Origin of the sequence: Streptomyces pilosus, from assembly GCF_014649835.1 — a bacterium.
GTDB lineage: Bacteria > Actinomycetota > Actinomycetes > Streptomycetales > Streptomycetaceae > Streptomyces > Streptomyces pilosus.
Window position 1 is genome coordinate 189,171 of the sequence record NZ_BMTU01000009.1, and the last position, 12,184, is coordinate 201,354.

Here is a 12,184-nt window from a genome sequence, read left to right on the forward strand (position 1 = left end):
ACATCGCGCCGTCATCTCTCGGACGGTTTTCCGTTTTGTCCCGTCTTGCTCCTCGCCGTCCGGCTGAGGAGCGGCCGGACAGCGGGTCCGCATCACTTCTGTACCCTGCGGACGCGGAGGGGACCGGTTTCAGGGTGGCCGGGTCCCGGACGGGGACCCGGCCACGGCTGTCACGTGCTGGCGAGCAGCGACTCCAGAGCCCCGGCGGCCGCCGGGTGCCGGGTCGTCAGCACGGCGCCCGCCGGGCACGGACCGGACGCCGCCGCCCACCCGCCGTCGCAGCCCAGCAGCGCCGCCACCGCGTCGCACGCCCCCGGATGTGCGGTAAGCAACGCCGCGCCCGGCCGAGCCGGGGCCTCGGGACGTGCCCACCCGTCGTCGCAGCCGAGCAGCTCCGCCATCGCGTCGCAGGCCGCCGGGTGCGCCGTGAGCAGTGCCGCCCCACGGCGGACATCGGCCACGGGCTTCGCGGCGGACGGACTCGTCTGCGGCATCCGCCACGGCGGCACCCACGCGTCCAGTGCCTCCAGCCGGCCCGGGAAGATCCGCCCGGCCTCGCGGATCAGCAGTGGGGCGAGGTCCGCGGCGCCCGACCGCAGGGTGGTGATCAGGAGCGGCAGCCACGGCAGCAGTACCGCGTCCGGCAGCCGCCCGAAGGCGTTCGACACCGCCTCCACGACCACGTCCGCCAGCCCCGGCACGGGCCCCAGCGCGTGCACGAAACCGCTGAGATAGCGCGGATAGGCTGGCACCACCAACGGGTTGTCCAGCAAGGCCGCACAGCGGGCCCGCAGTTCGCCCCGGGACAGGGTGCCGAGCTGCACCTGCGCCGCCCACAGCAGTGCCGTCTTCTCCGGGTCCTCCGGGTGGCACTGCGCGACCGCGAGCTCCAGCTGCGCCCGGTCGCAGCCGAGGGACAGCGCCAGGCTCTCCATGCTGAACAGGAAGCCCAGCATCGCCGCCACCTGCCCCACCGTCGCGTCCTCGTCGCGGAACGCCGTCGGCAGCAGGGTGCAGTAGTGCGCGTAGCCCGTCTTGACGAAGGACTCGATCCAGCCCGGCAGCGCCGGCTCGTGGGTGCGGTAGTACGCCAGCAGCGCACGCGCCCGGCGCAGCACCTCCGGCGCCCCGTCGACACTGCGCTCGGCGGCCAGCACCTTCAGCGCGTGCGTGCCGAGCTCGTCGGCCAGGCGCCGGCCGCGCAGGTACAGGAGCGTGTCCTCGACCGCCGCCAGCACGTCCGCCGTGGTCGCCTGCGGCCCGTAGGCGTCGCGCCGCAACCGCTGCTCCAGCACCTGTTCCAGGCTGACGCCCTCGTAGCCGAGCTCGATGAGGGCCCGCTGGTGGGTGCCGACCGCCAGGTCCCAGGACTCCTGGATCGACCGCTCCCCGAGCCGCCGCTCGCCCATGATCGGCCGTGCCGCGCCGTGCGGCATCAGCCGCCGCAGCATCCACAGCACGTCGGAGCACGCCTCCAGTTCCGGCCGGGACGTCATGTCGAGCAACGCCCGCTGCACGCCCCGCTGCTGCAGCTTCAGCCCCAGCGGTTCGAGCCGGTCGTACACGTCGCGGGCGAGCGGCGGCAGCGCCTCGTAGCCGACCTGTCCGATCCGGTCGCCGCCCATCATGATGTCGACGAGCCGGCGCACGTCCCGCCGCCCGGGAACGCTGTCCTTCTCGATGCAGGTGACCGCCGCGTCCTGGAAGTCGTACGGCGTCGGCTTGGCGCGGTCCCGCATCCCGGCGAGCAGGATCGACGTCTCGAACACGGCGATGGCGTCGGCGGTGGAGGCGAGGTAGCCGTTGCGCCGGGCCGCCCGCACGATGTCCACCGACCAGCCCAGCAGTTCCGCCTCGTCCAGCGCGTCGAGCACGGGCGGCCGGCGCAGGAACCCGGACAGTCTGTCCCCGGCGGCCGCAGGCGGCGCGGGGACGGCCGGGGCGGCGGCCACCGCCTTCTTCGCGGACTTCTTCGTCCCCGCCTGGCCGTCCAGCCGGTAGGGCTTCACCCGGGTCCGCTTCAGGCTCTTCGCCCACTCCGTCGCCGCGATCGACACCGAGCCCGCCGCCAGGCCGAACTGCGCCTCGATCGCCGCGTGGCTGGACGGGATCAGCCCGTACTGCCAGGTGGTGGCGGTGCGCGGCGAGATCGTGAACGTCCCGGAGGCGCCGTGCACCCCGAACTCCTCGACCCGGCTGGCCGCGTGGAACGCCCCGCACACGTACAGGCAGTCCTCCGGGTCCGTGCCGGTCGCCGCCAGGTGTTCGCGCATCCGCGTCCACATGTACCGCTCGCGGTCCTCGTCGACCCGCACCCGCGTGCCGTCCCCGGGGGCGAGCCGCCGGAACAGGCTGCCGATGAGGAACATCACCTGACGGTAGGTGTCGTGGTCGGCGGCGCTGCCGCCGAGCGGCACCTCGACGTACTGGTGCCACCACTCCGACCAGTGCCGCACCTTGCCGTGGCGCAGCAGATGCTCCTCCAGCTCGGCGAAGCGCGGACGCAGGTCGCCGATCTCGACGCCGACGGCCTCACCGTGCAGCGCGGCCTCCGTCCCCTCCGGCTGCTCGGCCCCCGCACGGTCCTCGGGGGCGTGCTCGCCCCTGCTGTCCCACTGGAACACGTGGTCGGAGGACCGGTCGACGAGGACCAGTTCCACCCCGGGCGTGTCCAGCGCGTACGCGATCGCCTGGCACTCGGCCGACGCCTCGGTGATCGGCGCGACGACCGACAGCGGCGCCCACTCCTGGGGGAAGCCGTCGATGTCACCGGCGAAGGCCTGCACCGCCACCGGCAGCCGGCAGTTGCGCAGCTCGGTCAGCAGCGGCGCCATGTCCTCGCACAGCTCCAGGTACACGACCTTCGGCTGCTTCTCGCGCAGCCGGCGGGCCATGGCGAGCGCGGAGGCGGGGGAGTGGTGACAGACGGGGAAGATCTCCAGCGGCTCGCGCACCGCCCGGTCCACGTCGTCGACCATGCCGAGCAGGATGCCCTCCAGGGCGTCCGGCCCGCCCGCGAAGGTGGCGGCGGCCTCCTGGAGCTGTCCGCGCAGCGCGGCGAACGACGTGCTCTCCTGCGGCCCGCTCATGACAGCGTCGCGATCGCGTCGCGGCCGCCCTCCAGGAACTCGGGCCAGGAGCCGCCCTGCTCCTTGCTGCGCGGCTCGACGACCCCGTGCAGGTACTTGTTGAGGATGGCCAGGTCCTCCGGCTCGCGCCGGGTCAGCGAACCGACCAGTGACGAGGCGAGGGTGCGGGCGGTGAGGGCCCGCTCGCCGAAGAAGTTGCTGTGCAGGACGGCGTCCTCCAGCACACCGATCTGTTCGGCCGTGGACAGCGCCGACTCCAGCTTCTCGTCGTCGCTGCCGGCCGCCGCGGCCGAGGCGCGCAGGTCGGCGAAGCTCTGCAGCAGCACGTCGAGCAGGGTCGGCGGCACGTCCAGGTCGATCGCGTGCCGGCGCAGCAGTTCCTCGGTGCGGAAGCGGACGATCTCCGCCTCGCTCTTCTTGTTCGTCACGACCGGGATGCGGACGAAGTTGAAGCGCCGCTTGAGCGCGGACGACAGGTCGTTGACGCCCCGGTCACGGCTGTTGGCCGTGGCGATGATCGAGAAGCCCGGCTTGGCGAACACGATGTTGTCGTCGCCGCCCCCGCTCTCCAGCTCGGGAACCGAGATGTACTTCTCGGAGAGGATGGAGATCAGCGCGTCCTGCACGTCGCTCGTGGACCGGGTCAGCTCCTCGAAGCGGCCGATGGCCCCGGCCTCCATCGCGGTCATGATCGGCGAGGGGATCATCGACTCCCGCGACTGCCCCTTGGCGATCACCATCGACACGTTCCACGAGTACTTGATGTGGTCCTCGGTGGTGCCGGCCGTGCCCTGCACGACCAGCGTGGAGTTGCGGCAGATCGCGGCGGACAGCAGCTCCGCGAGCCAGCTCTTGCCCGTGCCCGGGTCACCGATGAGCAGCAGGCCCCGGTCGGAGGCGAGGGTGACGATGGACCGCTCGACGAAGCTCCGGTCACCGAACCACTTCTGCGACACCTCCCGGTCCAGTCCGTCGGCCCGCTCGGAACCGAGGATGAACAGACGGACCATCTTCGGCGACAGGCGCCACGAGAACGGCTTGGGGCCGTCGTCGATCGACTCCAGCCAGTCGAGCTCCTCGGCGTACTTGATCTCGGCGGGCGCGCGCAGCAGGTCGGACATGAGGGAAGGCCTTTCGTACGGGGATCGAAGAGAGTCAGGGGTGACGCCGCACGGTCGACTCACGTGAGGAACGTCTTGAGCTCGTGCACGAGCTTCTTGATGTGGCCGGAGATCACCGGCGTACCGAGGTCCTTGAACTTCTCCCGGAACCACGGGTTGACGCTGCCGCGGCCGCCGCTGGTCACCGAACCCACCGGGATGAACTTCGCCCCCGAGCGGTGCACGGCGGCCATGCTCTCGAACAGCTCGTGCGTGCGCCATTCGTAGAAGTCGGAGATCCACACCACGACCGTGTTGCGCGGCTCGGCGATCTTGGGCCGGGCGAGCGCCATGGCGACGGTGCCGTCGGTGCCCCCGCCGAGCTTGGTGCGCAGCAGCGTCTCGAACGGGTCGTGCGACCACGGGGTGAGGTCCAGCGCCTGCGTGTCGTACGCGATGAGGTGCACGTCGACCTTCGGCAGCCCGGCGAAGATGGACGCCAGGATGGTGCAGTTGACCATCGAGTCGACCATGGAACCCGACTGGTCCACCACCACGATCAGCCGCTGCGGTGTCGTCTTGCGGCTGGTGTGCCGGTAGTAGAGCCGGTCGACGTAGAGCCGCTCCTCCTCCGGGCTCCAGTTGGTGAGGTTCTTCCATATGGTGCGGTCGAGGTCGAGGTTGCGGAAGACCCGCTTGGGCGGCACGGACCGGTCGATCTCCCCGACGGTCGCCTTCTCCACCTGGCTGCGCAGCACCTGGGCGACCTCGTCGACGTAGCGCCGGATCAGCGCCTTGGCGTTGGCCAGGGCCACCCCGGAGAGGTTGTCCTTGTCCCGCAGCAACTGCTCGATCAGGGACATGCTCGGCGTCAGCTGCGACGCCAGCGCCGGGTCGGCCAGCACCTCACGCAACCGCATCCGCTTGACCAGACCTGCCTCGATGGCCCCCAGCTCCGGCCCGATCCCCGGTATCAGCCGGCTGAGGTCGGGCGTGGGCCCGCCGACACCGGTACCGGTCGGAGAGACGCCCCCGCCGGCCCCCGCCCGGTTCGTGCCGCCGCGGCCTCCGCGCAGGTCGCCGGGCCGGCAGCCCAGCGCCCGCTCCAGCCAGCCCGCGTCGGACTGCCAGCGGGCCAACTGCTCGGCGGTGACGGCACCGGAACCGGAGGCGAAGACGTTGAGCAGCACCTTGGAGGCGAGCGCGGCGCGCCGTACCTCCGCCGCCCGGTCACGCGTGCCCTCCTCGTCCGGCGCCGGCGTCATCAGCCCGTCGAACTCGGCCGCCAGCTCCGGATGCCGCTGCACCACGGAGTCGACCGACGCCCCAGGGTCGAGCAGCGCCGCCGGGAGTCCGACGTCCTCGACCACGGCGAGGCTCGCCGACTCCAGGGATGCCTGCTCCTCCGGGTCGAACAGCCGGGCCAGCAGCCGCCAGTACAGCACCTGCCGCCGGTTCTCATCGGGTTCGGGCGCGGGCGCCGGAACCCCTGCGATGCTCACCTCGCTCATTTCCGCAGCAGCCTTCCCGCCCGCTCCCGCAGCACGGCGACGGCATCGGTGGCCGCCTTCTCGGCCCGCACACCGGCCTTGTCGGTCGTCCCCCCGGCCCAGGCCCCGGCGTGCACGGCGACGCCCTTCTTCCGCACGGTCCGCTCGACGGCGAGCGGCTGGAGCAGGAACCGCCCGGCGTCCCAGCGCAGCAGCCCGACGCACGCGCCGGACGAGGCGACGGCCTCCGGCGTGAGCGGACCGGCGGCCGGGACCCGGTCGACGTCCACGGCCAGACGTACCCCGGCGACCTCCAGGACCGTCCCTTCCTCGCCTTCCTCCACGCCGTACCCCTCCAGCAGCACGGGCACGGCGATCCGCACCGGGTGCCGGTCCAGGGGCGCGACGGGAGCGGCGACCGCGGAGGGCAGGGCCACCCGCGCGGTGGCGAACACGTCCGCGGGTTCGCCCGTCCGTGCCCGCTCGTCGTCCCACACCAGATCGCCCTCGCCGGTGACGGGCATCGCGTCCAGCTCCACGGCCCGCCCCTCGCTCACGGCCGCGAGCAGGGACATGCGCGGCCGGAGCAACTGCCACAGCCCCGCCCCGACGACACTGTCGGGCTTCGGTGCGGAGACACTGGCCCGCACCAGCCGCGGCGCGCCACCGTCCGCCGGCTCGAACACCCCGTGCACCTGCGCCTGTACGGCGGTCGCGTGCTCCTGGACGTCCACACCGAGCGGCAGCAGACGGCCGGTCGCCCCGGTCACGGCGGGGGCGGACGCAGCCCCGGGCAGCGTCAGCAGCACGGCCCGCGCCCACAGGTCGGCCCACCGCCGCACCGGGACACGCTCCAGCGTCGCCCCGGGACAGGAGGCGGCGAGCTCGGCGGCGAAACCGTCGAGCAGCGCGGCCGTCCGGCGCAGCCCGGGCTCGGGCAGCATCGCGGACACGACCGGCGCGGCCCCGGCGACCAGCTCGTGGTCGATCCCCCGCCATCCGGCCCGTGCCAGGTCGCACAGCCAACCGCGGGCGGCGATCAGCAGGTTGACCGCACGGTCGTCGTCGCCGGCCGGCGCGGGGCCGCTCTCCTCCGCGCCCGGCCGCCCGACGGCCTCGTCGATCCGGGCGAGGAGCGCGTCGTGCACGGAGCCGAGGAGCGCGGTGCGCGCCGCGGCGAGCGCCACGAAGTGGTCCTCTCCGGCCGCGCCGGCCGCCGTCTTCCCGGCGGCCTCGGCGACCCGCCCGGCCAGCGGCGATCCGGCCACCGCGTCGGCGAGCCCGGCGAGCCCGGCGGCCTGCGCGGGCTGCGGGCGCAGCAGCCCGTCGACCAGCGCCTCGTCGAATCCGTCCACGGCGGCCAAGGCTTCGTCGAGCCCCTCGACGGCGTCGGTCAGCAGGTCGGCGCGCATCAGGCCACCGCCCTCGTCGTCGGGAACCACTGCATCTCCGGCAACGGAAGGGTCGTCGGCGTGAGTTCGAGGTAGGACAGGTGCCGCAGGAACCGGCTGAACACCTGGGCCGCCGCCGAACTGTCGCCCTGGGCGGGCCGCGTCGAGGTCATGGCGCCGGTGATCCGGTGTGCGTCGGCGTCCTGCTCGGGGAGCTCGACCTTCAGGTAGCGGGCGACGCGCTCGACGCCGTACTGCAGCACGGCCTCACCGATCAGCGCGCGTATGTGGTTGCAGAACGACCCGCGTGCCCCGCCGCAGGGCCGGTTGTTGTTGGTGCTGCACGAGAACGCGTACGTCCCCGCCGCGACCGACGACACGTACACCCGCCCGATGTCCGACCCACTCGACACCACACCCTGCAGCCGCCCGTCCGCCAACTCGACGAACGGCACCTTGGCCAGCTTCCGCGGCCGTGCCGACGGCACCACCCGCGCCGTACTCGACCTCTCCCAGACGGACAACACACCACTCCCAAGCATGCGGAAAGGGGGACGTCCTCGCCGGACCGGCGGGACGGAAAGGAATCTACCGACCACCACTGACAACGCCCTCCGGGCCGCCGGCCGGGCCCGGAGGGCAGCGGGGCTGCCGTCGCGGGAGGCCGTGCCGGCGGCGGACGGTGAGCAGGCGGTGGAGCGGACTAGGGGGTGTCCTCGCCGGTGCGGTCACCGGCCGTGACGCGGCTGACCGTTCCCGCGAGGAAGAGCACCGCGGCGAGTACGGACACGACGCAGGCGATCGCGAAGACGTCGGTCTTCGCGTCCTCGAACATGCCGACCGCGGTCAGGGCGAGGAACACTCCCGAGGTCTGCAGGCCGCACCCGCCGGGCATCGGTCCGGCGGTTCTCGTGCGCACGCGGGGTATCCACAGCCGCAGGAGCTCGGCGGTGGCGGTGAGAGCGACGAGCCGGGAGGCGATCATCGTGGCGGGGTGAGCCGTGTTGTCCGCCAGTTCGCCCACACCGACGACGGTGGTGAAGCAGAAGTAGAGGATCGGGACCAGCCAGCCCGGGTGCGCCCGGACTCCCGGAACCGGCCGCGCTCCGGCCCCGTCCGTGACCCTGCCGAGGCCGATCCCGGCTGGCGGCGTCCCCGGCGTCCCCGGCGTGCGGGGGGAGGGGATGCCGGGCAGGGGCGGCGCCTGAGGTGCCGGGCGGAGCGCCCGCTGCTGCGCACGGCGGACGCGGCGGCCCACGTCTCCGTGGGCATCCATGTGGGCGGACAACTGCCCCTGGAGGTCCCTGAGCTGTTCGGCCATCGTGTCGAACTCCGCCCGGCGCACGGCGGCGAGCCGCGCGGCCTCCCGTTCGGCGGTGCCGAGCAGGTCGAGGGCCTCGCCGTGATGTCGTACGGCTTCCGCGCGCGCCGTCTCGGCGGATCGCGGGACCTCTGCCAGTTCCTCGCGCAGCCGGCCCCGCTCGGCTTCGATGATCTCGGTGATCCGGTGTCGTTCGTCCGGGGGCAGCTTGCGCGGGGCGCGTGCCTCCGCACGGGCGAGGGCGGCCCGGCGCCACTCCAGCAGCGGGCGGCCGCGGTGCTCGCCGATGCCGTTGATGTGGACCTTGCCGCCCTTGGTGCGGTGGAGGTAGAGGACCTCACCGCCCTTGCCGTTCGGCGCCTTGCCCCAGCCGACGTCGTGGAAGTCGGCGGCGGTCCTGATCCCCTGCGCCGCCAGGCTGCGGACGAGGCCGGTCCCGATGCCGCTCACCTCGTTGGCGGTGAGGTAGGTGGTGCCGAGTGTCCGCTCGACGGACTGGCGGCGCAGGACCGACAGCGCCTGGCCCTCCCGGCGTTCGCGTTCGCCGTCCAGCGCGTCGAGCCGGTGCGTCAGCGAGGCTTCCCGACGGGCCCGTTCTTCGGCGAGGCGGGCGAGTTTCTTGCCGTGGGCGGCCTCGACGCGCTCACGCTTCCGCACCTCGTGGCCCAGGCGTCGCCGGTCGGCGACCTCGAAGGCGGGGCGTTCGGAGAGGAGGCGGCGCAGGGCACCGATCGCTCCGATGAGCCGGCGGCGTTCCGCGCGCACCTCCGAGGGGGAAGGGGCGGCCGGTGGCGGGACGGGAGCCGATCCGTCCCTGCCGGGGGTGGTGCTGTCGATCAACGTGGGTTTCCTCAGGCAGCGGGGGTGTGTAAGGGCCTTGGCCCGGGGCGGGCGCGGTGGGGGAGTGAGGTAACCCCGTCCGGTGCCCACTCCGACGCCGGCATCCGCCGGCCGGGTCGGGGCCGGCTTCCCGGCGAGGCGTCGTCGCGCCGCAGCCGCAGCCGCAGCCGCAGCCGTCGCCGAAGGCGGGCGGGTGCTCGCGCTCGGGGAGCGTGAGCGGGGAGAACCGCGTCACAGGCCGGCCCGGCTCGGCCGACCCGTGCGGGAATCGCACGTACACACCGGAGGTGACCTGCAACGTCACGGAAAGGTTGTACGCAGCAGCGAGGAATGTAGGCGCGTCGCGGTTCGTACCACGCCGGCCCTCCGGTGCAGCCCCCCTGAGCCCCGCCCTGCGGCCCCGGAAGCCGGGTCCCGGCACTGTCGCGGACCGCCCTCCGTGGTGGATGCTGCCTCGGGGCGCGTCCGCCCCCGAGCCCGGTCGAACCGTTCATGCAGCGACGCACCGCACCCGCAGGGAGCCGCCGTGACCGCCGTCCTGACCCTCTTACGAACCCGCCTCCGCCTCGTCCTCGCCCTCCTTCTCCTCACCCTCGCGCCCACCACCCCGGCACTCGCCGGAGCCGGCGCGCCGGCCGAGGCCACCGACACCTCCCGCACCTCCGTGCCGCGCGGCGCCGAGGTCGTCGCGGTCACCCGGGTCGCGGACCGCCAGGTCGACCTGTCCGTCCGCTCCCCGGCGCTCGGCGGCCGGACGGTCGAGGTCCGCCTCCTCACCCCCGACGGCTGGAACCCGGACGACCGGCGCCGGCACTGGCCCACGCTCTGGCTCCTGCACGGCTGCTGCGGCGACTACACGTCCTGGACCGCGATGACCGACGTGGCGGACACCGACAGCCTGCGCGACGTGCTCGTCGTCATGCCCGAGGCCGGCTGGAACGGCTGGTACAGCGACTGGTGGAACCATGGCGAGGGCGGCGACCCGGCCTGGGAGACCTTCCACACCGTCGAGCTGCGGCACCTCCTCGAACGCGACTGGGGCGCCGGCCGCGACCGCGTCGTGGCGGGCCTCTCGATGGGCGGTCAGGGCGCCCTGCAGTACGCCGCGCGCCACCCCGGGATGTTCAGGGCGGCCGCCGCCTACTCCGGCTCCGCCCACCCACTCCTGAACGACGAGTCGGTCGGCCGTGTCATGGGCTTCTTCGCAGGCCAGGGCAACGATCCGCTCCGCGTCTGGGGCGATCCGGTCGCCCAGCGCCGTATCTGGCGGGCCCACGACCCGTTCCACCTGGCGGCGCGCCTCACGTCGCTCCCCGTCTACCTGTCCTGCGGCGACGGCGGCACCGGCCCCCTGGACGCCCCAGGTGCCACCAGCGCCCTCGAGGCCGACTTCAACCGCCAGAACCACGCCCTGGCAGCCGAGTTGAAGCGCCTCGGCGCCAGGCACGTCACCACCCACTTCTACGGCCCCGGCACGCACACCTGGGCCTATTGGGAGCGCGAACTGCACGCCTCGCTCCCGATGTTGCTGAAGGCTCTCCGCGTCCACCACTGACCGGGCCCGACCGGGGGCGTCGGGCACGCGGAACGTAGGCTTCGGCCCCATGGCCGACGTCCACGAACTCCAGCTCGCCCTGCACCTCCCGGACTCCCTCCCCGCCCCGGAACTCGACCTGCTGCGCTGGCATCTGGGCGAGGCCGGGGGCGACGCGGAGGCCGAGGGCGGGGTCGCGGGCGGGTCGGACCGGCACGACGAGGCGTACGAGTATCCCCTCCTCGCGTCACGAGGACCGGCCTGGAAGATCGACGGTGTCCTCGTCGGGGAACTGCACCTCGGCAGCAGGGGATGGGCGCTGTCCGCACGCCAGGAGGTGCATCCCGACGAGTTCGACGACCTGGGCCGCCTCGTGCGGTGGCTCGGCGCGCGCACCACCACCGTGGGCGTCCTGGGACACCTCCGGTTCTACGAGACCGACGTACCCGATCTGCTGATCGCGCGGGACGGATCGGTGCACCGTGCCGGCCTGCGCCTGGACGGGCTCGCCGAGTCGCCCACCGACGTGTTCGCCCACGGCTGGATCTGAAGCGGCACCCGCCCGGCCGCAGCGGCACCCGCCCGGCCGCAGCGGCACCCGCCCGGCCGCAGCCGCACCCGCCCGGCCGCGGAGGCCCCTTCAGCCGCGTGCGCGCAGGTACGTCTCCAGCTCGGCGGCGCCGTTCAGCATCGCTCGTGAGCGAGCCGACAACCGTCCGTGCCAGTCGCGCAGCGCCCCCTCCAGAGGCTCCAGTCCACCGGCTTCCCGCACCCGCGCCAACAGCGGAGCGATCTGCTCCAACAGGTGACCACCGCGTCGGAGCTGGTGCACCAACCGGGCATCACGCACATCGGCCTCGCCGTAGACCCGGTACCCGGTCACCGGGTCGCGGCCCGGCCGCACCAGCCCGGCGTCCTCCCACTTGCGCAGCGTCGCCGGGCGGATGCCGAGTTCCTCGGCCAACGGGCCGATGAACACGCGGCGGGACCGGGCCGGCGAGGCGTCGCGCTCGGGGCCCGTCCCGGGGGAGAGGTCACGCAGGGCCCTCTCGACGGCCCGGAGCGTGCCCCGGTCGTCCAGCAGTTGGGCGTGACCCAGGTCGATCAGATGCAGCGCCTCGTCGACGGCGCCCCGGTTCACCGCCTGCATGATCGCCGTCGCCGTCGGGTGACCGTGAGCGGGCACCAGGGCGAGGAAGGCCCGCAGGGCATGGGCGTGCAGCGGGGTGTAGAGGCGGTATCCGTGCGCTGAACGCGCGGCGGCGGGAAGGATGCCGGCCTCCTCGTAGTTCCGGACCGCCTGCGCGGACAGACCGTGCCGCCGTGCCAGGTCGACCGGCCTGAGCTTCTCACCGCTTTGAAGGTTGCGCCCCACGGCAGCGCACATTACCGCGCCCAAATCTCCACCGGAAGTTCAAC

General features: G+C 73.4%; 9 protein-coding genes. 2 read left to right on the top strand and 7 right to left on the bottom strand.

The window, feature by feature from the left end:
* Nucleotides 1-170: 170 nt before the first annotated feature.
* From IE118_RS22595 to IE118_RS22620, 6 genes are all read right to left on the bottom strand, one after another.
* On the bottom strand, nt 171-3,089 hold the full coding sequence (locus IE118_RS22595; RefSeq protein ID WP_189559819.1) for a DUF5682 family protein: 2,919 nt from the start codon (nt 3,087-3,089) through the stop codon (nt 171-173).
* Nucleotides 3,086-4,210, bottom strand: a complete 1,125-nt coding sequence (locus IE118_RS22600; RefSeq protein ID WP_189559820.1) for an ATP-binding protein — start codon at nt 4,208-4,210, stop codon at nt 3,086-3,088. The genes IE118_RS22595 and IE118_RS22600 overlap by 4 nt, the downstream gene beginning before the upstream one ends.
* 59 nt (nt 4,211-4,269) lie before the next feature.
* The gene (locus tag IE118_RS22605; protein ID WP_189559821.1) at nt 4,270-5,700 is read right to left on the bottom strand and encodes a vWA domain-containing protein; all 1,431 of its coding nucleotides are present in this window, start codon (nt 5,698-5,700) and stop codon (nt 4,270-4,272) included.
* Nucleotides 5,697-7,121: a hypothetical protein gene (locus IE118_RS22610; protein ID WP_229846896.1), complete on the bottom strand. Its 1,425-nt coding sequence runs from the start codon at nt 7,119-7,121 to the stop codon at nt 5,697-5,699. The genes IE118_RS22605 and IE118_RS22610 overlap by 4 nt, the downstream gene beginning before the upstream one ends.
* On the bottom strand, nt 7,091-7,594 hold the full coding sequence (locus IE118_RS22615) for a hypothetical protein (RefSeq protein ID WP_229846897.1): 504 nt from the start codon (nt 7,592-7,594) through the stop codon (nt 7,091-7,093). Before IE118_RS22615 ends, IE118_RS22610 begins: the two co-directional genes overlap by 31 nt.
* A 179-nt stretch (nt 7,595-7,773) precedes the next feature.
* Nucleotides 7,774-9,231, bottom strand: coding sequence for a DNA polymerase Y subunit UmuC family protein (locus IE118_RS22620; RefSeq protein WP_189559823.1), 1,458 nt, complete (start codon nt 9,229-9,231; stop codon nt 7,774-7,776).
* Nucleotides 9,232-9,757: 526 nt separating this feature from the next.
* On the opposite strand from IE118_RS22620, the gene IE118_RS22625 reads away from it, so the two are divergent.
* Together IE118_RS22625 and IE118_RS22630 are read left to right on the top strand one after the other, a co-directional pair.
* Nucleotides 9,758-10,786 (top strand): alpha/beta hydrolase, encoded by a 1,029-nt coding sequence (locus tag IE118_RS22625; RefSeq protein WP_189559824.1) that lies wholly within the window; start codon nt 9,758-9,760, stop codon nt 10,784-10,786.
* A gap of 49 nt (nt 10,787-10,835) precedes the next feature.
* On the top strand, nt 10,836-11,315 hold the full coding sequence (locus IE118_RS22630; protein ID WP_189559825.1) for a hypothetical protein: 480 nt from the start codon (nt 10,836-10,838) through the stop codon (nt 11,313-11,315).
* A 90-nt stretch (nt 11,316-11,405) separates the two neighbouring features.
* Here the strand turns inward: IE118_RS22630 and IE118_RS34485 are convergent, their stop codons facing one another.
* Nucleotides 11,406-12,140, bottom strand: coding sequence for a TioE family transcriptional regulator (locus IE118_RS34485; protein WP_189559826.1), 735 nt, complete (start codon nt 12,138-12,140; stop codon nt 11,406-11,408).
* Between the last annotated feature and the right edge of the window lie 44 nt (nt 12,141-12,184).

Bases quoted from the DNA above. Each gene is read 5' to 3' on its own strand.
- IE118_RS22595 (WP_189559819.1), bottom strand. From the start codon at position 3,089: ATGAGCGGGCCGCAGGAGAGCACGTCGTTCGCCGCGCTGCGCGGACAG.
- IE118_RS22600 (WP_189559820.1), bottom strand. From the start codon at position 4,210: ATGTCCGACCTGCTGCGCGCGCCCGCCGAGATCAAGTACGCCGAGGAG.
- IE118_RS22605 (WP_189559821.1), bottom strand. From the start codon at position 5,700: ATGAGCGAGGTGAGCATCGCAGGGGTTCCGGCGCCCGCGCCCGAACCC.
- IE118_RS22630 (WP_189559825.1), top strand. From the start codon at position 10,836: ATGGCCGACGTCCACGAACTCCAGCTCGCCCTGCACCTCCCGGACTCC.